The sequence below is a fragment of the Bradyrhizobium sp. STM 3809 genome (genome assembly GCF_000239795.1).
In the GTDB taxonomy this organism is placed as follows: Bacteria; Pseudomonadota; Alphaproteobacteria; order Rhizobiales; family Xanthobacteraceae; genus Bradyrhizobium.
Genome location: NZ_CAFJ01000777.1, coordinates 19646 through 39867 on the forward strand (window position 1 = coordinate 19646; position 20222 = coordinate 39867).

Annotated in this window: 17 protein-coding genes and 1 pseudogene; 7 read left to right on the top strand and 11 right to left on the bottom strand. The window is 67.0% G+C overall.

Features of this window, described 5'->3' with window-relative positions; all coding sequences use genetic code 11:
• Nucleotides 1–293: 293 nt before the first annotated feature.
• From BRAS3809_RS32925 to cobS, 6 genes are all read right to left on the bottom strand, one after another.
• Complete coding sequence (locus BRAS3809_RS32925) at nt 294–719, bottom strand: hypothetical protein (RefSeq protein WP_008966339.1); 426 nt, start codon at nt 717–719, stop codon at nt 294–296.
• Between the two features lie 54 nt (nt 720–773).
• Nucleotides 774–1874 (bottom strand): LLM class flavin-dependent oxidoreductase, encoded by a 1101-nt coding sequence (locus tag BRAS3809_RS32930; RefSeq protein ID WP_008966340.1) that lies wholly within the window; start codon nt 1872–1874, stop codon nt 774–776.
• 218 nt (nt 1875–2092) lie between these two features.
• Complete coding sequence (locus tag BRAS3809_RS32935) at nt 2093–3205, bottom strand: NADH:flavin oxidoreductase/NADH oxidase (RefSeq protein WP_008966341.1); 1113 nt, start codon at nt 3203–3205, stop codon at nt 2093–2095.
• 98 nt (nt 3206–3303) lie between these two features.
• Entirely contained in the window at nt 3304–4380 is a 1077-nt protein-coding gene (locus tag BRAS3809_RS32940) for an esterase-like activity of phytase family protein (protein WP_008966342.1), read from the bottom strand.
• A 69-nt stretch (nt 4381–4449) separates the two neighbouring features.
• On the bottom strand, nt 4450–6354 hold the full coding sequence (cobT, locus tag BRAS3809_RS32945; protein ID WP_008966343.1) for a cobaltochelatase subunit CobT: 1905 nt from the start codon (nt 6352–6354) through the stop codon (nt 4450–4452).
• Between the two features lie 144 nt (nt 6355–6498).
• Nucleotides 6499–7497 carry a cobaltochelatase subunit CobS gene (cobS, locus tag BRAS3809_RS32950; RefSeq protein ID WP_035647724.1) on the bottom strand — a complete coding sequence of 333 codons (999 nt, stop codon included), beginning with the start codon at nt 7495–7497 and terminating at the stop codon, nt 6499–6501.
• Between the two features lie 296 nt (nt 7498–7793).
• Between cobS and BRAS3809_RS32955 the strand changes: the two genes are divergently transcribed.
• The gene (locus tag BRAS3809_RS32955; RefSeq protein WP_008966344.1) at nt 7794–8450 is read left to right on the top strand and encodes a DedA family protein; all 657 of its coding nucleotides are present in this window, start codon (nt 7794–7796) and stop codon (nt 8448–8450) included.
• A gap of 17 nt (nt 8451–8467) precedes the next feature.
• On the opposite strand, the gene BRAS3809_RS32960 is transcribed toward BRAS3809_RS32955, so the two are convergent.
• A complete protein-coding gene (locus BRAS3809_RS32960; protein ID WP_008966345.1) occupies nt 8468–9691 on the bottom strand; it encodes a citrate synthase family protein in 1224 nt (407 codons plus the stop codon).
• Between the two features lie 82 nt (nt 9692–9773).
• On the opposite strand from BRAS3809_RS32960, the gene BRAS3809_RS32965 reads away from it, so the two are divergent.
• Nucleotides 9774–10862 (top strand): citrate synthase/methylcitrate synthase, encoded by a 1089-nt coding sequence (locus tag BRAS3809_RS32965; protein ID WP_170323367.1) that lies wholly within the window; start codon nt 9774–9776, stop codon nt 10860–10862.
• 40 nt (nt 10863–10902) lie between these two features.
• On the opposite strand, the gene BRAS3809_RS32970 is transcribed toward BRAS3809_RS32965, so the two are convergent.
• Nucleotides 10903–11544 (bottom strand): J domain-containing protein, encoded by a 642-nt coding sequence (locus tag BRAS3809_RS32970; RefSeq protein ID WP_035660189.1) that lies wholly within the window; start codon nt 11542–11544, stop codon nt 10903–10905.
• Nucleotides 11545–11654: 110 nt separating this feature from the next.
• Here BRAS3809_RS32970 and BRAS3809_RS32975 point away from each other — a divergent pair, with 110 nt between their 5' ends.
• Nucleotides 11655–11924: a BolA family protein gene (locus BRAS3809_RS32975; protein ID WP_035660191.1), complete on the top strand. Its 270-nt coding sequence runs from the start codon at nt 11655–11657 to the stop codon at nt 11922–11924.
• 36 nt (nt 11925–11960) lie between these two features.
• Here the strand turns inward: BRAS3809_RS32975 and BRAS3809_RS32980 are convergent, their stop codons facing one another.
• From BRAS3809_RS32980 to BRAS3809_RS37555, 3 genes and pseudogenes are all read right to left on the bottom strand, one after another.
• Entirely contained in the window at nt 11961–13265 is a 1305-nt protein-coding gene (locus BRAS3809_RS32980) for an HlyC/CorC family transporter (protein ID WP_008966349.1), read from the bottom strand.
• Between the two features lie 75 nt (nt 13266–13340).
• On the bottom strand, nt 13341–14489 hold the full coding sequence (gene aroB, locus BRAS3809_RS37550) for a 3-dehydroquinate synthase (protein ID WP_035660200.1): 1149 nt from the start codon (nt 14487–14489) through the stop codon (nt 13341–13343).
• 93 nt (nt 14490–14582) lie between these two features.
• Nucleotides 14583–15410 (bottom strand): annotated as a pseudogene (locus BRAS3809_RS37555) (shikimate kinase); the annotation flags it as partial.
• Nucleotides 15411–15452: 42 nt separating this feature from the next.
• Between BRAS3809_RS37555 and BRAS3809_RS32990 the strand changes: the two are divergent.
• The 4 genes from BRAS3809_RS32990 (at nt 15453) to BRAS3809_RS33005 (ending at nt 19675) form a co-directional block, all read left to right on the top strand.
• Entirely contained in the window at nt 15453–15599 is a 147-nt protein-coding gene (locus BRAS3809_RS32990; RefSeq protein WP_008966351.1) for a hypothetical protein, read from the top strand.
• Nucleotides 15600–15770: 171 nt separating this feature from the next.
• Nucleotides 15771–16727, top strand: coding sequence for a site-specific tyrosine recombinase XerD (xerD, locus tag BRAS3809_RS32995; RefSeq protein WP_035660193.1), 957 nt, complete (start codon nt 15771–15773; stop codon nt 16725–16727).
• Between the two features lie 219 nt (nt 16728–16946).
• Entirely contained in the window at nt 16947–17909 is a 963-nt protein-coding gene (locus BRAS3809_RS33000; RefSeq protein ID WP_008966353.1) for an acetyl-CoA carboxylase carboxyltransferase subunit alpha, read from the top strand.
• 299 nt (nt 17910–18208) lie between these two features.
• Nucleotides 18209–19675, top strand: a complete 1467-nt coding sequence (locus tag BRAS3809_RS33005; protein ID WP_008966354.1) for a L,D-transpeptidase family protein — start codon at nt 18209–18211, stop codon at nt 19673–19675.
• Nucleotides 19676–20222: the final 547 nt, after the last annotated feature.

The window sequence follows — 20222 nt, forward strand, 5'->3', positions numbered from 1 at the left end:
TCCCGAATGAATCTGCGGGCAGTGATGCATCAAGCGCGCCAACGGGCGTGCGAGTGTCATGCGCGGTTCCGATGCGGCGCTTGCTCTGGACGCATGAGATCGCCGCCGTGCCGGAGAATCCAGCCGATCTGCGCAATGCCCGACCGCCTCAGGAGCACGAACTCGCGTCGATGCCGTCGACGGCAGCGTGCTAAGTTCCGCTTAGCAGAACTCATGTGGCGGATGCCAGCGCGGCCGTGCTGAGACGACAGATGAAAGTCGCGACAATCTCAGCTCAAAAAGTGACCAATTCGTCAGCGGCGCATGCGCGCGATCGCGCCCGCGACGATCTGCATCACCACCCCGATCACCCAGCCGGCCATGATGAGAGAGGTCCATACGATGTGCGGATCCTCGCGCAGGATGATGATTCCCACGGCGAAGAACGCCGTGAGCGTCGCGAGAAACGTCCCGACCGCACTGAGGAATTCGGCGGCATCGATCTTGTTTTCGGCCGGCGTCCCCTCCTCATGCGGATGGAACGGTATCTGGGGCGTGTCGATCCCGAGATAGAAGCCGAACGCGCCGGACAGCATCATCATCACCAGGAAGCCCTGGGTGGTCAGCCAGGGCACGCTGGAGCCGACATGGGCGCCGACGAAGACACCGCAGGCCGCGCCCGCCAAGGCAAGTCCCGAACGTTCGAGCACGTGGGCCGACTGCCGGACACGGATGCGCATGGCGATGACCTCGCTGACCGGACCGGCGCGCCTGCGCCGGCCCGGTCATCAATGCTAGGCGGCCTTGGTCATGCCGGCATTGAGATGGCGCAATCTCGGCATCACCTCGTGTTTCAGGAGGCGCAGCGAATTGTGCCAGGCTTCCGGCTTGTGCTTGTAGTCGAAGCCGAACACGCACAGCGTTCCGAAGCCGCCGACCTCGTGCCAGATCTTCTCGATCTTCTCGGTGACCGTCGCCGGCGAGCCGATGATCCAGTTGCGCTTGGCGCAATAGTCCACCGTCACGTCGCTGTCAGCCACGTCGGGCGAATGCTTGAGATAGTCCTTGAAGCCGAAATGGCTGAGCAGCGGCAGGAAGTATTCTCCCATCATCCGGCCCATCATGTCGCCGGTCGACAGACGCCAGGCTTCCTCATCGGTCTCGGCGACGAACACCTCGCGGACGAGCCGCCAGTCATTGCGATTCGGCTTGCGCCCGGACTTCGCAGCGCCGGCCTCGACCGAGTCCCAGTGCGACGACACATAGGCCGGGTTGAGGTTCAGGCTCATCGGAATGAAGCCGCGCTCGCCCGCAAGCTTGAGCGTGTCCGAGTTCTTCGACAGGCCGGCGACGCCGATCGGCGGATGCGGCGCCTGCACCGGCTTGATGTGCGGCTTGAGGAAGTCGAACATCACGTCGGGCTTGGTCACCGTCCAGTATTTGCCCTTGTGCGTGAAGGGCGCCGGCTCGTTCCACAGCCGCAGGATGATCTCCAGCGCCTCGCGCGTCATCTCGCGGTTCTGGCCGCTCATGCCGTCGACGTTGAACATCGCCCAGTCGCTCGGCAGGCCCGATGCGGCGATGCCGAAGTTGAGACGGCCGTCGGAGAGGTGATCGAGCATCGCGACGCGGTTGGCGAGCTCGGCCGGATGGTGATAGGGCAGCAGGAAACCGCCGGGGCCGAGCCGGATGTTCTTGGTCTCGCGGAACGCCTGCGCCAGGATCAGATCGGGCGCCGGATGCGGCTCCCAGGGCGCGGTGTGATGCTCGCCGATCCAGGCTTCCTGATAGCCGAGCTCATCGAGCCAACGCAGGACCTGCAGGTCCCACTCCTGCCCTTCCTTCAATCCGCACTCCGGCGGATGCGAGGGCATCGTGAAATATCCAATTTCCATGGCGCTTTCCTCTCGCGTTTATACTGCGGCGCACCTTTGTGATGCGCTCATCGTCACGCGAGACGAAACACGACCAACCGAGTCGGCAGCGCCGCACGTGGTCTGCGAAGTCTAGCACTTCGTCCGACAGCGACAATCGTCCGCTGTGTCGCTGGCGGAATGATGCCCCTCATATTTCTGCAACGCTGGACCGCAACATGGCCGCAATCAATTGCACGTCAGCGGGCACCGAACGTGGTCTTGCCGAACAGCTCCTTCTGGGTCGACGGCTGCGAGCGCCAATATTGCGGAGGTGCGGCGACCTGCCCGCCGAGCTCGGCCGCGGCATGCCAGCCCCAGCGCGGGTCGTAGAGCATGCCGCGCGCGAGCGCGACCATGTCGGCCTTGCCTGACGCCACGATCTCCTCGGCTTGCTGCGCCTGCGTAATGAGACCGACGGCCATGGTGGGCAGTCCCGTTACCTGCTTCACCGCTGCGGCAAATGGCACCTGATAGCCAGGCCCGAGCGTGATCTTCTGCAAGGGCGACACGCCGCCCGAGGAAACGTCGATCCAGTCGACGTTGCGGCGCTTCAGTTCCTGCGCAAAAGCGATGGTCTGGTCCAGATCCCAGCCGCCTTCGACCCAATCCGTCGCGGACACGCGCACGCCGACCGGCCGGTCTGCCGGGAAGGCCGCGCGCACGGCCTCGAACACCTCGAGCGGAAAACGCATCCGGTTCTCCAGCGAACCGCCATAGGCGTCGCTGCGCCGGTTGGCGATCGGCGACAGGAACTGGTGCAGCAGATAGCCGTGCGCGCCATGGACCTCGATGGCATCGATGCCGAGGCGCGCGGCGCGTTGCGCCGCGGAAGCAAAGGCGTCGCGGATGCGGACGAGGCCCGCCGCATCCAGCGCCTCGGGTGCGAGCTCGCCATCCTTGTGCGGCAACGCGGACGGCGCGACGGTCTGCCAGCCGCCGTCCGCGCTCGGAATCTGCTGGCCGCCATCCCACGGCTTGTGGCTGGAGCCCTTGCGCCCGGCGTGGGCGAGCTGCATCGCGATCGCGGTCTTCGCGTGCTTGCGGACCGAGGCCAGGATCGGTGCAAACGCCGCTTCGGTGGTATCGTCCCACAGCCCGAGGCAGCCCGGCGTGATGCGCCCGATCGGCTCGACATGGGTCGCCTCGATGCAGAACATCGCCGCGCCCGACAGCGCCAGCGTGTTGATATGGGTGAAGTGCCAGTCATTGGCGGCACCGTTGTCGGCCGAGTATTGGCACATCGGCGAGACGATGATGCGGTTGGCGAGCGCGAGGCCGCGCAGCTTGATCGGAGTGAACAGGGCGCTCATGCTGAGTTCCAGGCTGGAATGTTGATCATGTGATCTGGTCGGCGAGTGTCGGCGATGGCGGCAGCGCGGTCAACGCGGCCGCTGCAATGCGATGCGGCTCATTCCAGCAATGTGAACTGCAACAGCAGCGTGCGCTGGATCATCGAGAAATTGTCGTCGGATACCAAGGTCAACACGGTTTCGCCCTCCGGCGTGACATGCGCGTCGATGCCCTCGAGATTGTCGATCTCCTGGCCGAGATCGGCGGCAAAGATGGGGGGACCATCGACCAGCGCACCTGCGGCGATGTCGGCAAGCCGGATGCGCCGGATGCGGATGCCGACGCCGTTGAACAGCGAGAATTTCCGCTCGAGCACCAACAGATCGCCCGACGGCAGCAGCACGGCGTCACTGACATCGAAGTCGTTGCTGCGGACGATGCTGAACTGACCCGGGGCGGGTCCGCCAATCAGGAAGGCCAGCAGATTGCCGTTGGCATCGAGGCCGCGCTCGGAGATCGCGATCACGGTGCCGGCGAGCGGCAGGCCCTTCGGCACGACGACCAGCGCTTCGAGCCCCTTGTTGTTGGGCAGCCGCCTGGCCGCCGGCGGCAGCGGAATGATCTCGCTGCGCGCGCCGGTGCCGCCCTTGGCGAAGTCATACCGAAGCAACTGATTGACGCGTTCGAGACCGACATAGACGGTGTCACCATCGCGCGCGAGCGACTCGGAATCGTACCAGCCGCGATCGGTGATCGGCCGGCCGTCCGGACCGAGCAGCGGCGCGGCTTCGACATCCGCGAGGCCTGCGATCTCACGCCCGGAATAGACGATGCGGCCGGTGAACCAGCCCCCCTTGTCGCTGATCGCCAGGAAGCGCTCGCCCTTGGCATCGAGCCGGAGGCCGGACAGGCCGCCGAACCCCGGATAGGCTGACGTCAGCGCCACGCCGCTGCGATATTGCAGCATCCCGAAGCGCAGTTGGGTGCGGTCGCGCAGGTCGAACGCGGGCAGCGGCCGGGCCCTGACCTCGATCTTGACCGCCGACGTGACGGAGTGCTCGTCGACGGCGGCACGCCTGCGGACCGGTGGCGGCGCCGACTGCGCGTTGGCGCCCCTGGAGAATGCAACGGCCGACGCTCCGCCGAGGGTCAGCGCCAGGAAGCGCCTGCGGTCGGAGATCGCCTGCAGCGGCATCGTCAGCGGAGCCCCCTCCCCCAGTCTCCTCCGATGCGGAGGAGGGACGCGTCCGGTCGACGGACCGGCTTACGAGTGCAGCTTGCGCTTCGGCGCGCGAGCGGGCTGCTGCGGCGCCGCGTGCGTCTCGGTGAATAGCTCGGCGAGCTTCTCGGTGATGGCGCCGCCGAGCTCCTCGGCGTCGACGATCGTCACCGCGCGCCGATAGTAGCGCGTCACGTCATGGCCGATGCCGATCGCGATCAGCTCGACCGGCGAGCGGGTCTCGATCTCCTCGATGATGTGACGCAGGTGACGCTCGAGATAGTTGCCGGGATTGACCGACAGCGTGGAATCGTCGACCGGCGCGCCGTCCGAGATCATCATCAAAATCTTGCGCTGCTCGGGCCGGCCGAGCAGGCGTTTGTGCGCCCAGTCGAGCGCCTCGCCGTCGATGTTCTCCTTCAGGAGCCCCTCGCGCATCATCAGGCCGAGATTCTTCCGCGCCCGGCGCCACGGGGCGTCGGCGGCCTTGTAGATGATGTGGCGAAGATCGTTGAGGCGGCCGGGATTGGCCGGCTTGCCGGCCGCGAGCCACGCCTCGCGCGACTGCCCGCCCTTCCAGGCGCGCGTCGTGAAGCCGAGGATCTCGACCTTGACGCCGCAACGCTCAAGCGTGCGGGCGAGAATGTCGGCGCAGGTCGCGGCCACCGTGATCGGCCGTCCGCGCATCGAGCCGGAATTGTCGAGCAGCAGGGTGACGACGGTGTCGCGGAAGGTCGCTTCCTTCTCGCGCATGAAGGACAGCGGCTGATAGGGATCGATGACGACGCGCGACAGCCGCGCCGGATCGAGGATGCCCTCTTCGAGATCGAACTCCCAGGCGCGGTTCTGCTGCGCCATCAGCCGGCGCTGCAGCCGGTTGGCGAGCCGCGCGACGATGCCTTGGAGATGCGCGAGCTGCTTGTCGAGATAGGAGCGCAGTCGCTCCAGCTCGTCATGATCGCACAGATCCTCGGCGGCGATGATCTCGTCGAACTTCGGCGCGAAGGCATGATATTCGGGCCCGCGCGGCTCGTTGGCGCCGCTGCGGTTCGGCCGTGTCGCCTCGCCGGGCGTCTCATCGTCGCCGAGTTCGCCGTCGTCGAGCGTGTCGGAGGCCGAGGCCTGCGCAGCCTCCATTGCGCTCTCCGACATCTCGTCGGATGTCGTCTGCGCCTGGTCGGCGCTCATCTCCTGCGCGGCGTCGGACTCCGGCGAGCCTTCAGCGCCGGACTGATCGTTGTCGCCATCGCGATTGTCGTCGTTGTCCTCGTCCTCCTCGGAGTCGGCATTGCGCTCGTCGCCGAGATCGAGCGCCGACAACAGGTCGTGGACGAGATCGCCGAACTTGGCCTGGTCCTCGGTGAAGCGGCCGAGCTCGTCGAGCCGCGCACCGATCCTGTCCTCCAGGAACGGACGCCAGAGATCGACCACCTTGCGCGCCGCATTCGGCGGCGCCATGCCGGTCAGCCGCTCGCGCACCATCATGGCGAGCGCGTCCGACAATGGCGCGTCGGCGCGGTCGGTGATCTCGTCATACTTGCCGCGATGGAAGTGATCGTCGAGCATCGCGGTGAGGTTCTTGGCGACGCCGGCCATGCGCTTGGCCCCGATCGCCTCGACACGGGCCTGCTCGACCGCCTCGAACACACCGCGCGCCTGCGGATTGCCGGGGATCAGCTTGCGGTGAATTTTGGGATCGTGACAGGCGAGCTTCAGCGCGATCGAATCGGCATGGCCGCGCACCACGGCGGCGTCGCGCTTGGTCATCTTGCGCGCCGGCTCCGGCAGCCGCGCCTTGCCCGGCGCCAGCCCGGGCCGCTCGGCGGCGAAGGAGACTTCGAGTTCGGGCGCGCGCGCAATTGCGCGCAGACAACCCGTCACCGAGCGCTTGAACGGCTCGGTCGGCGCTTCCTTGGTTCCGGGACGGAGTTTGCTGTTGGATGTGGTCATCTTATCCCTGCGGCCTGTCGTCCCGGCGAACGCCGGGACCCATAGCCACCGGCGGTCATCTCATCGTGTCGACGCCAACTCCGGCCCATCACCGAAACGTCACGGCGTATGGGTCCCGGCTCAAGGCCGGGACGACGCCTCATATCAGCTCAGCGCGACGTTGACGGCGGATTCCGGCAGCTCCGCATTGAAGCAGCGCTGATAGAATTCCGCGACCAGCGGACGCTCGAGCTCGTCGCACTTGTTGAGGAAGGTGACGCGGAACGCAAAGCCGATGTCGCCGAAGATCTCGGAGTTTTCCGCCCAGGTGATCACCGTGCGCGGGCTCATCACCGTCGACAGATCGCCATTGGCGAAGGCGTTGCGCGTGAGATCCGCGAGCCGGACCATCTTGTTGACGGTGTCGCGGCCCTGCGCGTTCTGATAGTGCTTGGCCTTGGCCAGCACGATCTCGACCTCCTCGTCATGCGCCAGATAGTTCAGCGTCGTGACGATCGACCAGCGGTCCATCTGACCCTGGTTGATCTGCTGGGTGCCGTGATACAGGCCCGAGGTGTCGCCGAGGCCGATGGTGTTGGCGGTCGCGAACAGGCGGAACGCCGGATGCGGCTTGATCACCTTGTTCTGGTCGAGCAAGGTCAGCCGGCCGGAGACTTCGAGCACGCGCTGGATCACGAACATCACGTCCGGCCGACCGGCGTCATATTCGTCGAACACCAGCGCCACGTTGTGCTGCAGGGCCCAGGGCAGGATGCCGTCGCGGAACTCGGTGACCTGCTTGCCGTCCTTGACCACGATGGCGTCCTTGCCGACGAGGTCGATACGACTGATGTGGCTGTCGAGGTTGACGCGCACGCACGGCCAGTTCAGGCGCGCCGCGACCTGCTCGATGTGGGTTGATTTGCCGGTGCCATGGTAACCTGTCACCATCACGCGGCGGTTCTTGGCGAAGCCGGCCAGGATCGCAAGCGTAGTGGCACGGTCGAAACGGTAGTCGGCGTCGACCTCGGGGACGTGCGGGTCGGTCGCGGAAAAGGCCGGCACCTCAAGGTCGCTGTCGATCCCGAACACCTGCCGCACCGACACCTTCATGTCGGGCACACCGGTCATCTCCTGCGCGTTGGTCGTAGCGGCGGTCGTCATTCATCCTCCGAGGTCCCGGGCAATCCCGAAACCAGATTTCATGTTTGGCTGCGGTTGAAGGGCTTCGAACGCCAGCCTAGCAGAGAGCACGCGCGGGCAGAAGCCTAAGCCTTGATCAAAGTTCCGTCGTTATATCATCGAGATAGGCATGGGACGACGTTTTTGGAAGGCTGCCCTGCGTATCGCGCCACCTTTTGGCCTCAACGCCGGTCCCAGCATTCTGACGTGGCACTCGGGGGTGGGGTTCCTACTTATCGAATGGCTCGTCATTTATCCGTCACCTCAGCAGGATCCGCGTGGCCCATCTGCTCGACCCCCTGATCGCCTTCGTCTCCGCCCATGCGGGACTGGCCTATCTCACTCTGTTCCTGGCGGCGCTGCTGGAGGCGGTTCCGATCGTGGGCTCGGTGGTCCCCGGCACGACCATCATCCTGGCGCTGAGCGCGCTCATTCCCGGCGGCGAGCTGACGCTGCAATGGGTGCTGGCGGCCGCCATCCTCGGCGCCGTGATCGGCGATGGCGGCGCGTTCTGGGTCGGTCATCGCCAGCAGCGCGAGATCCTGACGGCCTGGCCGTTTTCGAACCATCCGCGCCTGGTGGCGCAGAGCGAGGCGTTCTTCCACCGCTTCGGCACGCTCGCGATCTTCTTCGCCCGGTTCGTGGCCCCTATCCGGGCCGTGGTGCCGATCACGGCCGGCGCGCTCGATATTCCGCCGGCGCGATTCTACGCCGTCAATATCCCCGCCATCGTGATGTGGGCCTGCGCGCATGTGCTGCCGGGCGTGTTTGCGGTGCAGCTGCTGCATCGCTATGGCGGCATTCCGCATCACAGCCACATCGCCAAATCGACCTGGATCATCGCGGCGGTCGCCGGCACGATCGTGGTCTGGCTGGTGCTGCGGCTGCTGCGGAGGCGGCGTGAGACGCAACTGGCGGCGGGTTCGGCGGAATAGGCGCGGGCTGGGACTCGCTAGAGCGTTTCCAGGCTGGCGGCGCGTCCGGGGATCGGTCCCGTGTAGCGACCGCGCGGCCGAATCAGGCGGCCGAACTGCAGCTGCTCGCAGGCATGCGCGATCCAGCCAACGCAGCGCGCCATCGCGAACAGCGCCAGCTCACTGCCGGCCGGCAGCCGCAGGCTGTGCACCAGCACAGCGAGCGCATAGTCGATATTGACGAACTCGCCGGTCGCCTCCGCGATCCGCTCGGGCACCTCGCGGGTGAATTTTCGCGGCGCGCCGGCGCGCGTCAGCGCCTCCAACAGCGAGATCGCGCGCGGATCGCCGCGCTTGTAGACGCCATGCCCGAAGCCGGCGAAGCGCTCGCCGAGCGCGACGCGTTCGCGGATCAGTGGCGCGACGTCGCGATCTATCAGCGTCTTCACCAGTTGCGATGCCAGCACGCCCGCGCCGCCGTGCTGCGGCCCCTTCAGGGCGGCGAGGCCGGCGATCACAGCGTCATAGAGGCTGAGGCCGGTCGACGCGGCGCAACGGACGGTGAAGGTCGAAGCGTTCAGCTCGTGGTCGGCGAGCAGGACCAGGGTGCGGCGGATCAGGTCGGGCGCGTGCTTGTGCTCGGGCGCCCAGACCCCGGCGATCTGAACATGCAATGGCTCTGTCGAAGGGGGTGCGTTCAGCATCGTCCCGACCACCAGGCGGACGATACGTGCGCCGACCAGCGCGCGGCCGTCGGGAGCGCGATTGAACGCGGCGGGATCCGCATGCGCCGCCAACGCCAGCACGGCAATCGTTCGGTCGATCGGCGCCGCCCGCCGGGCCGCGTCGGCAATGAGGCGCATCTCCTCCGAGATGTGCGGCATATTCCCGGGCGCGAACGGATCGATCGCCGTGACGTCCCACAGCAAGGTCGCGGCATGTTCGAGCGTGCCGCGCTCTGCCAGATCGACGCAATTCACGCCGCGATAGATCGGACCGGCCTCGGTGATCGTCGCCACCGCCGAATCGAACACCGGCAAGTCGGCGTCGAAGCTGCGGAAGGCGCGCGGCTCCGGCGCCGGCGAGCGACGCTCCTTGAGCGCCCGGATGTCCTCGGCACGATAGCGATTGCTGCGCGAATCCGGTGACGGCTCGGAGCGGACCAGGCCGCGGCTGACATAGGCGTAGAGCGTCGCGGGCGTGATCGCGAGCTCGGCGGAGGCCTCGCGGGCCGATAGGTAAAGTCCGCTGTCTTTTTTCATATTGATCAGCTTAATCAAGATTGATCAATCTGTCGACGGGACGAATCTTACCGGCGTGACCATTCACGCAGGAGATCGCGCCATGACCATTCAGCTTTCGAAGTCTCCCATCGGCCTCGACGGCGTTCCCGCCGCTGAGACCGTGCTCAGCCATGTCGACGGCCAGCACGGCGAGCTGATCATCGCCGGCCACCGGGTGGCTGATCTCGCCGCTGCCAGCGGCTTCGGGGGGGTGACCGCCCGGCTGTGGAGCGCGGCGACGAAGCGCAGCCTCAGCGAGGCCGATGTCCGCGCCAGCCTGGCCATCGCCCGCCAGCGCGCCTTCGCGCGGCTGCCCGAGGTGCTCGCCGCCACCGGCGGAATGTCGATCATCGACGGCTACCGGGCGGCGATCGCGGCGCTGCGGCCGGAGCCGGGCCTCGACGACGAAGCGACGATCGTCGGCGCCGGGCCGGTCATCGCCGGAGCCCTGGTCCAGCGCGCCCGCGGCGTCCCGCCGATCGCGCCGGATCCGCAGCTCAGCCACGCCGCCGACACGCTGCGCATGGTGCGCGGCGATACGCCAGGGGCGGGCGAGGTCGCGGCGCTGGATACCTATCTCGTCACCGTCAGCGACCACGGCATGAATGCCTCGACCTTCGCCGCCCGCGTCGTCGCCTCCACCCAGGCCGACCTGTTCGCCTCGATCACCGCCGGCTACTGCGCGCTGACCGGGCCGCTGCATGGCGGGGCGCCGGAGCCGGTCTTGGAGATGCTGAATGCGATCGGCACGCGCGACAACATCAAGCCGTGGGTGGATGCGGCGTTGGCGCGGGGCGAACGGCTGATGGGGTTCGGGCATCGCATCTACCGGGTGCGGGATCCCCGCGCCGATGTGCTCAAGGGCGCGATCGAGCGGCTGGCGGGGAGCGGGGCGGATCTGCCGTTCGCGAGCGCGGTGGAGGCTTATATCCGGCAGGCGCTGCGGCAGAAGAATCCGGAGCGGGCGTTGGATACCAATGTCGAGTTCTTCACCGCCATCCTGCTCGATGCGCTGAAGATTCCGCGCCAGGCGTTCACGCCGATCTTCGCGGTGGCCCGCGCCGCGGGCTGGACCGCTCATGCCCGCGAGCAGCAGCGGACGGGGCGGCTGATCCGGCCGAGCTCGGCCTATATCGGGCCGAAGCCCTGATTCCAATACGACGCGCGGCAGCGTCGCACGCTGCCGCGTGTCAGCCCTTCACCACCGTCTTCAGGTAGTTGTAGGCCTTGATGATCTCGATCAGGCGATCCTCGGTGGAGCGGTCGCCGCCATTGGCGTCGGGATGGTGCTGCTTCACCAGTGCCTTGTACTTGGCCTTGACGTCCTCCAGCGTGACGTCGGGGCCGAGGCCCATCACCTGCAGCGCCTTGCGCTCGGCGTTGAACACCTTGCGCGTCTCGGCCTTCGGTGCGGACTGCGCACCCGGGCGCCAGCCGGCGCGGCCGTTGATCTCGGCGAACACGCTGAACGGATCCGACGCATCGCCGAGATCGCTCTCGGCATTGCCGGTGCCGCGCTTGCCCGCGGTGTTGGCGCCCATCTTCCAGGTCGGGCGATGTCCGGTCAGCGCATCCTTCTGATAACGCGCGACCGCCTCGGCGTTCATGCCGGAAAAGAAATTATAGGACTGGTTGTACTCGCGCACGTGATCGAGACAGAAGTGCCAATATTCGCGCTGGTTCTCGCGCCCCTTGGGCGCGCGGTGCGACCCACGGTTCGTGCAGTCCGGCCATTGGCAGGGCTGAGCCTCCTCGCGCACCGGCTGCCGCGAAGCCGCCTTCTTGGGCTTGATGCGGATGGAGTCGAAGAATTTGTTTGAATCGATCGGCATGGCGGACTTTGACTACGCAACGCGAAAAGCTTCAAGTCTTGACATTGCGAATACCTCAGGCGGAGCCCGCCGATTGACGAAAAATAATTTGATGCGTATTTCCGGAGACCATGCGGACCCAGGATGCTATCATCGAAAAGTTGCGCGAAGCTTTCTCTCCGGAAAGCCTCGATGTGCAGGACGAATCACATCTGCATGCGGGCCACATGGGACACCGTCCGAGCGGTGAGACCCATTTCCGCGTGCATATTGTGTCGCAGGCCTTCGCCGGCAAGAGCCGCGTTGATCGCCATCGCCTGATCAACGCCGCATTGGCCGAGGAACTTGCCGGCTCGGTGCATGCGCTCGCGCTGCATGCGAAGGCTCCGGGCGAGGCTTGATCCCACAAGCCCCAATCCCACAAGCCTGATCTCCAATCAGAACGCCGTGCCGGCGCGGCGCGGCCTCGTCTCCTCCGTCTCGCCGCGCGGCACCGGCACGATGCGCAGCGCAGTGATGCGATTGCGCTCCCGGCGCAGCACGCGAAAGCGGAAGCCGTGGAACGTGAAGCTCTGGCCGCGCTCGGGGATCGAGCGCGCCTCGTGAATCACGAGACCCGCGACCGTGGTCGCCTCTTCGTCAGGCAAGGTCCAGTCCATCGCGCGATTGAGATCGCGGATCGGCACCGAGCCGTCGACGACGACCGATCCATCCGGCTGCACGCGCACACCCGCGACCTGCACGTCCTGCTCATCGGAAATGTCGCCGACGATTTCCTCGAGAATGTCCTCGAGGGTGACGATGCCCTCGACCTCGCCATACTCGTCGACGACCAGCGCGAAATGCGTCTTGCGGCGGCGGAACGCCTTCAGCTGTTCCGACACCGAGCGCATCTCGGGAACGAACCACGGCGGCAGCGCCAGCGAGGCGACATCGATGTGCGACACATCGCCCTCGGCCGAACGGATCGCGCGCAACAGATCCTTCGCATGCAGCACGCCGATGATGTTCTCCGGCGTGCCGCGCCACAACGGGATGCGGGTGTATTCGGTCGCCAGCACCTCGCGCACCAATTCCTCCTGCGGCAGGTCGGCATTCACCATCACCATCTCGGTGCGGTGGACCATCACATCCGACACCTGCAGTTCGCGCAGGTCGAGCAGGCCGCCGAGCATGTCGCGGTCCTGCTTCTCGACCTTGCCCTCGTGATGCAGGAGATCGACGGCGCCGCGCAGGCGTTCGGTCGGCGACAGGATCGGCTGGTTGGCGCCGACCTTGAAGCCGATCAGCCGCATCAGCCCGCGCACGATCGCCTCGATCACCGCCAGCACCGGACCGAGCACGAACACGGTCGCGCGCATCGGCCGCGCCACCGCCAGCGACACACGATCCGGCGCGTTGATGGCGATCGTCTTCGGCAGCACCTCGGCGAAGATCACGACCAGCGCCGTCATCACGCCGGTGGCGTAGAGCACGCCGACCTCGCCGAACCACGCGGTGAAGATTCCGGTCGCCAGCGCGGAGGCGCCGATATTGGCGATGTTGTTGCCGAGCAGCAGCGCGCCAATCAGCCGCTCGCGCATGTCGAACAGGCTCGACACCACGTCGGCATCGCGATTGCCCTGCTTCGACAGCCGCAGCATCGAGGCGCGGGAGGCGCCGGTGAGCGCGGTCTCGCTCAGCGCGAAAAAGGCGGAGGCGCCGAGGCAGATGATGACGATGGTGAGTGTGAGCCAGTCCATGACGCCGATGTCACCCTCGAGGAAAGCCACCGATCTTGCGCCGCCACGGGTCAACGCGGCGTGAAGCGCGCGGGATCAGCCGCGGCTATGCAATTTCGCCTGCAGGAAGTCGCGAACGCGCGCCGGATCGACATCCTTGGCGATGACCGCGCGACCGATCGCCTCCATCAGGATGAAGGTCAGCTTGCCGCGCTGGACCTTCTTGTCCTGCGCCATCAAGGCCAAAAGCCGGTCGGCATCGCCGATGCCCTCCTGGGCGAAGCCGGCGATGTCCTGCAGATGGGTCGGCAGTCCGGCCGCGGCAAGATGACGCTCGATCCTGGTGACGTCGTCGGGCGGCAGCATGCCGAGCTCGGCCGAGAACTGCGCCGCCAGCACCATGCCGACCGCGACGCCCTCGCCGTGGAACAGCCGGTCGGAGAAGCCGGTGACGGCCTCCAGCGCGTGACCGAAGGTGTGGCCGAGATTGAGCAGCGCGCGATCGCCGGTCTCGCGCTCGTCACGCGCGACGATCGCCGCCTTGGCGCGGCAGGACGTCGCCACCGCATGCTCGCGCGCCGGACCGCCCTTGACGATGTCGGCATGGTTGGCCTCCAGCCAGGCGAAGAAGCTGGCATCGCCGAGCAGTCCGTATTTGGCGACCTCGGCATAGCCGGCGCGGAACTGGCGCGGCGACAAAGTATCGAGCACCGCGGTGTCCGCGATCACCAGCACCGGCTGGTGGAAGGCACCGAGCAGGTTCTTGCCCTGCGGCGAGTTGATCCCCGTCTTGCCGCCGACCGAGGAATCGACCTGCGCCAGCAGCGAGGTCGGCACCTGCACGAAATCGACGCCGCGGCGCAGGATCGCCGCCGCGAAGCCGGCGAGATCGCCGACCACGCCGCCGCCGAGCGCGATGACGAGATCATTGCGCTCGATCCGGGCCGCGATCAGCGCCTCGCTGACCTTCTCCAGGCCGGCATAGGTCTTGGAGCCCTCGCCCTCCTCCACGACGACGGTCGAGGTGGGAATGCCGGCCTCGGCCAGGATGGCTTCGGTCGGCTTCAGCCAATGCTCCGCGACAGTGCGGTCGGTGACGATGGCGGTGCGCACGCCCGGCCGCAGCGCGGCGATGCGCTGGCCGAGCGTCGCCAGCACGCCCCGGCCGATGACGATGTCATAGGCGCGCTCGCCGAGCGCGACGTCGACGATGATCGGATCGGAAGACTTCAGTGGTGCCGTCATCGGAACGCCCTGTACGGAATCGGAGGAGAGAGGATGGGGCTGCGGCGCGGCCGTCGGGGCCGCGAGCGTCATCGCCGGAGACAGGAACGCCTGCAGCTCCTGCAGGCAGTCCTCGACGACCCGGTCATGCGGCACGTCGCGCGAGCAGATCTTGAGGTCGGCGAGTTCGTAGACCGGTTCGCGCTCGCTCAGGAGCCGCGTCACCGTGCCTTCGGGATCGGCGGTCTGCAGCAGCGGCCGGTCGGCGCGGCGCCGAACCCGGCGCATGATCACCTCGGCATCTGCCTTCAACCATACCGAAACCGCCTTCTCGTGGATGCGACGGCGGGTCTCCTCGCGCATGAAAGCACCGCCGCCGGTGGCCAGCACCGCCGGCCCGCTTTCGAGCAGGCGGGCGATCACCCGGGCCTCGCCGTTGCGGAAATAGTCCTCGCCGCGCGATTCGAAGATCTCCGGTATGCTCATGCCGGCCGCGGTCTCGATCTCGGTGTCCGCGTCGACGAAGGGCAGCCGCAGCCGCGCGGCGAGCCGCCGGCCGACCGTCGACTTGCCGACCCCCATCATGCCGACCAGCACGATCAGCCGCTGGCCGAGGCCGGCGAGGATCGCGGCCTCCGGAGCGCCGGAGCTGGGTGCGGGTTGCGTCACGTCGGTCATATCCGGGCTTCTAACCCAGCCCCTGCTGCTTTCAAAGGCATCCTGTTCCGCATCACCACGGCCGTCATTCCGGGGCGCGCGCAGCGCTAGCCCGGAATCCATACCCGCAGGACGCCGTGGAGGGCAGGCTGGGTGGTGGGCATCTCGTCCCGCTCCACCTCCTGGGGCTATGGATTCCGGGCTCGCCGCGCTGCGCGCGGCGCCCCGGAATGACGCCCGTCGGATGGAGTAGCGGGGCCGGGCTTGCCAGCGGGGTGCGAACATGTTGGATGAAACCGTTCCTCCCTGGTGGCGCGCGCGACCCCGATGCCCAGTCTGTTCCGCTTCCTGACCGTGATCGCCGTGATCGTCGGCGTGGTCTATGGCGCGATCTATGCGCTGGCCAATTTCGTCAATCCGAAGCCGCGTGAGATGACGGTGTCGATCCCGCCGGACAAGTTCCAGAAGAAGTAGCCGGCGCGGCTGCGGTGAACCGAAAAGCCACAGGGCATTGATTAAGATTTTTACGGTTGTCTGAAGCAGCCGGGCGCCGCGATGTCGGCCAGATTCGCCGTCACCGCTCGATGCACCGGCGCAAGCTCCTCGTCCTGATTCGATCGCCCGGGTCTCAGCGGATTTCACCACATGAAGGTCAAGGCCTCCGACGCCCGGCTGATGAGCCTGTTCCTGGACATGATGGCCGCGGAACAGGGCGCCGGCCAGAACACGCTGGATGCCTACCGCCGCGACCTCACCGATCTCTCCGAGTTCCTCACCCGCAAGGGCAACAGCTTCGCCGCGGCCGATACCCAGGCGCTGCGCGACTACCTCGCCGAGCTCGACACGAGGGGCTTCAAATCCTCCAGCGTGGCGCGGCGGCTGTCGGCGATGCGGCATCTGTTCCGCTTCCTGCTGAGCGAGCGCATCCGCGGCGATGATCCCGCCGCCATCCTGTCGGGCCCCAAGCGCGGCCGCTCCTTGCCGAAGGTGCTGTCGATCGGCGACGTCGATCGCATGCTGACGAGGGCGAAGGAGCTTTCGGAAGCCGCCGACACCTCGCCGTCGCAGCGGCTGCGGGCGCTGCGGCTGTATTGTCTGCTCGAGGTGCTTTACGCGACCGGGCTGCGTGTCTCCGAACTGGTGACGCTGCCGCGAACCGCGGCGCGCAACGATGCCCGCATGATCGTGGTGCGCGGCAAGGGCAACAAGGAGCGCCTGGTGCCGCTGAACCAGGCCTCGCGCCAGGCGATGGCGGACTATCTGGCTGTTCTCGACAAGCAGAAGCCGGAGAAGAAGGCCAGCGCCACGTTCGGCAAATGGCTGTTTCCCTCGTTCGGCGAGAGCGGCCATTTGACCAGGCAGCACTTCGCCCGCGACCTCAAGGAGCTTGCGGTGGCGAGCGGCCTGCCGGCCCGGCTCGTGTCGCCGCACGTGCTGCGCCACGCCTTCGCCAGCCACCTGCTGCACAACGGCGCCGACCTGCGCATCGTCCAGACCCTGCTCGGCCACACCGACATCTCGACCACCCAGATCTACACCCATGTGGTCGAGGAGCGGCTCAAGAGCCTGGTGCGCGACCTGCACCCGCTGGCCGAGACCTGATCCGGCCGGACACCGTCCCGCAACCAAATCGGCTGGAGCGGCGCGCCCGCCGCTTGACTTCGCGCCCGTCTGCCCTGAAAGAGCGCCATCCTGCCCGCGATCCCGGCGTGATGCCTGGAGGCCGGGCACCGATCGAGCCTTAAGCTCCTGAAGTCCTTCATCTTCGGGTCCGAAGGCCGAACCGGAATCGTTTCCCAGCGCTCTTCCTTCAGCTCCTCCATGCCGGATCCCATGCGCAGCTACCTCGATTTCGAAAAGCCCGTCGCCGAGCTCGATTCCAAAGTCGATGAACTCCGGGCGATGGCCGCCGCCGGCACCGATATCAGCGAGGAGGTCAGCCGGATCGAGGAGAAGGCCGGCCAGGCGCTGGCCGACCTCTACGCCAATTTGACGCCGTGGCAGAAGACGATGGTCGCGCGCCACCCGCAGCGGCCGCATTTCACCGACTTCGTCAACGCCCTGATCACCGAATTCACGCCGCTGGCCGGCGACCGCAAGTTCGGCGATGACGCCGCTCTGCTCGGCGGCTTCGGCCGCTTCCGCGGCGAGCCGATCTGCGTGATGGGCCAGGAGAAGGGCTCCACCACCGAGTCCCGCCTCAAGCACAATTTCGGCATGGCCCGCCCGGAGGGCTACCGCAAGGCGGTGCGGCTGATGGAGATGGCCGAGCGCTTCGGCATTCCCGTGCTGTCGCTGGTCGATTCCGCCGGCGCCTATCCCGGCATCGGCGCTGAGGAGCGCGGCCAGGCCGAGGCCATCGCCCGCTCGACCGATGCCTGCCTGTCGCTTGGCGTGCCGAACGTCGCCATCATCACCGGCGAGGGCGGCTCTGGCGGCGCGATCGCGCTGACCACGGCCAACCGGGTCCTGATGCTGGAGCACGCCATCTACAGCGTGATCTCGCCGGAAGCCGCCTCCTCGATCCTCTGGCGCGACGGCACCAAGGCGCAGGAAGCCGCCAACAGCATGAAGATCACCGCCCAGGACATGCTGCGCTTCCGCGTGGTCGACACCGTCATCAAGGAGCCGGTCGGCGGCGCCCATCGCGACCCGGCGACGCTGATCGCGGCGACCGGCGAGGCGATCGCCCAGGCCTTCGACGAATTGAAGGGCCTCGACGCGGATGCCATCCGCAAGCAGCGCCGGCAGAAGTTCATGGAAATCGGCCGCAAGCTCGGTTGAGCCGCGGACGGCGTCCATCCGGGCCCGGAAGCTCGCGGATTTGTGAGTCTTTCCAGCCGTTTGGCCGTATTTCGGCCGTGCCGGCGGGGTCTGGTGTTTAGAACTTGTTGACCACGAGGGCCAGCGCGCCGCAGCACCGCTGTGGCGCGGGTTGCGGCTCCCAGGGCCAAAGGATACAATTTTAATCATTGGTTTGACGTGGGCGTGACGCGCGGTCGACCCGGGATTTCTGCAGCCCGGCCGATCGATTGAAACGAGAGTGGGGTTCGCGGCATGCTGGGTTTGCGGGGAGCTTTGCTTTGATCAACCGCGCTTTTGTCCGGGTCCTCTTGACCTTGGCGGCGTTGTCCGCCGGCGCGCTTCTGACCGGTTGCAACAGCGATCAGGTTGCGCTCGCCACCAATGCCAAGGCCAATCAGCCGGTGCCGCCGAAGCTCGTCGCGGCCATGACCGAGAAGGACATGGACCCGCAGTCGCCGATCCTGGTGCGCGTGTTCAAGCAGGAGGCCGAGCTCGAGGTCTGGAAGCAGGACCGCTCCGGCAAGTTCGGGCTGCTCAAGACCTATCCGATCTGCCGCTGGTCGGGCGATCTCGGCCCGAAGGTGCGCGAGGGCGACCGCCAGGCGCCGGAGGGCTTCTATTCGATCAATCCGAGCCAGATGAACCCGCAGTCGGCGTATTATCTGTCGTTCAACACCGGCTATCCGAATGCCTTCGACAAGGCGCTCGGCCGCACCGGCTCGCAGCTGATGGTGCATGGCGACTGCTCCTCGCGCGGCTGCTTCGCGATGACCGACGAGCAGATCGCCGAGATCTATGCGCTGGGACGCGAGTCGTTCTTCGGCGGCCAGCGCGCCTTCCAGTTCCAGGCGTTTCCGTTCCGGATGACGCCGGTGAACATGGCCAGGCACCGCAACAATCCGAACATGCCGTTCTGGCGGATGATCAAGGAAGGCTATGACGCCTTCGAGGTCACCCGGCAGGAGCCGAAGGTCGACTTCTGCGAGAAGAAATACGTCTTCAACGCCCAGAAACCGCCGGGCGCGACCCGTGATCCGGTGTTCGACGCCGCCGCCAAGTGCCCGGCCTATGTCGTGCCGGACGAGATCACCGCCGCCGTGCGCGAGAAGCAGCAGGCGGATGAGGCCGAATACGCCAGGCTGGTCGCCAAGGGGACGCCGGTCGCCAAGCTCAACACCGGCATCGACGGCGGCATGAATCCGGTGTTCGCCAACCGCGTGCCGGGCGCGTCCACCGGCCTGTCCGATGCCGGCGAGGCACCGGGACTGTCGCTCGCCAACTTCCAGCCCGTGCCGGGCACGATCCCCGGTCACGTCAACCCGCCACGCGCGCCAGGGGCCGACGAGGTCGCGGCCATGCCGGCCAGTGCGGCGGAGGCCCCGGTGATGACGGCGCCGTCGACCCGCGTCGCCGCCGTCAGCGCGCCCGAGAAGCCGAGCTTCATGTCGAGCCTTGCCCGCAAGGTCGGCCTCGGCGGCAATGCCGAGACCACGGCGTCCGCGAAGCCGGAGAGCAGGACGGCCGAGGCAAAACCCGCCGAGAGCAAGCCCGCGCAGAAGCCGGTCGCCGCCAAGCCGGCTGAGACCAAACAGGCGGCCGCACGGCCGCCGTTCAAGCCCGCCGCCAGCGAGGCGCCGGCAACCACCGCCTCGGCTCCGGCGCAGACCCAGGCTGCCCTGGTCTCCGGCGCCGCGCCGGTGCTGCCGTCGAACTCCTTCGACAGCCGGTTTGCCGGGTTCAAGTAAGCGGCGAGCGGGACACCGCGCGGCTTGCCGTGGCGGATTGCTCGATTTGCGAGGTCGCGTCCAACCGCACTTTGTCGATCAGTCCGCATGGGCCGCCCCCCCTCCGGTGTCATCCCGGCGAACGCCGGGATCCATAACCACCGGCGGGGATCGGTGCACGAGCTGGATGCCCCAGCGCGCCTCATCCAACCGCCGCGGAGTATGGGTCCCGGATCAGCGCCGCGACGCGCCTTGCGCGTCACGGCTTGTCCGGGACGACGGCGGAGTTTGTCGGCCCTACTCATCATCTCACACCGACCGTTACGATCGCCCCCGCTGTCATCGCCCGCGCGGAGGGACGATCCAGTCTTCCACCGCCAGCGCGGTCGATCATCACTGCCGCGGCGTACCGGATCACCCGCCCGCGGGTGATGACACCGAGATTGCCGAGCTGACTGTCCAGACATGACTGATTGATCCTCGCGGCGCCCTCAGCGTCCGAGTGATGCATCGATCTCACCCCCTCAAACCGAGGGTGCGGGGAGAGCCGGGCCTCGGCTGAGGCCCG

Excerpts from the sequence above, each read along its gene's own strand:
- BRAS3809_RS32940 (WP_008966342.1), bottom strand. The coding sequence starts at position 4,380 with ATGCCGCTGCAGGCGATCTCCGACCGCAGGCGCTTCCTGGCGCTGACC.
- BRAS3809_RS32990 (WP_008966351.1), top strand. The coding sequence starts at position 15,453 with ATGCCCAGTCTGTTCCGCTTCCTGACCGTGATCGCCGTGATCGTCGGC.
- cobS (WP_035647724.1), bottom strand. The coding sequence starts at position 7,497 with ATGACGACCGCCGCTACGACCAACGCGCAGGAGATGACCGGTGTGCCC.
- cobT (WP_008966343.1), bottom strand. The coding sequence starts at position 6,354 with ATGACCACATCCAACAGCAAACTCCGTCCCGGAACCAAGGAAGCGCCG.
- BRAS3809_RS32975 (WP_035660191.1), top strand. The coding sequence starts at position 11,655 with ATGCGGACCCAGGATGCTATCATCGAAAAGTTGCGCGAAGCTTTCTCT.
- BRAS3809_RS32935 (WP_008966341.1), bottom strand. The coding sequence starts at position 3,205 with ATGAGCGCCCTGTTCACTCCGATCAAGCTGCGCGGCCTCGCGCTCGCC.
- BRAS3809_RS32960 (WP_008966345.1), bottom strand. The coding sequence starts at position 9,691 with ATGAAAAAAGACAGCGGACTTTACCTATCGGCCCGCGAGGCCTCCGCC.
- BRAS3809_RS33000 (WP_008966353.1), top strand. The coding sequence starts at position 16,947 with ATGCCGGATCCCATGCGCAGCTACCTCGATTTCGAAAAGCCCGTCGCC.
- xerD (WP_035660193.1), top strand. The coding sequence starts at position 15,771 with ATGAAGGTCAAGGCCTCCGACGCCCGGCTGATGAGCCTGTTCCTGGAC.
- aroB (WP_035660200.1), bottom strand. The coding sequence starts at position 14,489 with ATGACGGCACCACTGAAGTCTTCCGATCCGATCATCGTCGACGTCGCG.
- BRAS3809_RS32930 (WP_008966340.1), bottom strand. The coding sequence starts at position 1,874 with ATGGAAATTGGATATTTCACGATGCCCTCGCATCCGCCGGAGTGCGGA.
- BRAS3809_RS32980 (WP_008966349.1), bottom strand. The coding sequence starts at position 13,265 with ATGGACTGGCTCACACTCACCATCGTCATCATCTGCCTCGGCGCCTCC.
- BRAS3809_RS32970 (WP_035660189.1), bottom strand. The coding sequence starts at position 11,544 with ATGCCGATCGATTCAAACAAATTCTTCGACTCCATCCGCATCAAGCCC.
- BRAS3809_RS32925 (WP_008966339.1), bottom strand. The coding sequence starts at position 719 with ATGCGCATCCGTGTCCGGCAGTCGGCCCACGTGCTCGAACGTTCGGGA.
- BRAS3809_RS32965 (WP_170323367.1), top strand. The coding sequence starts at position 9,774 with ATGACCATTCAGCTTTCGAAGTCTCCCATCGGCCTCGACGGCGTTCCC.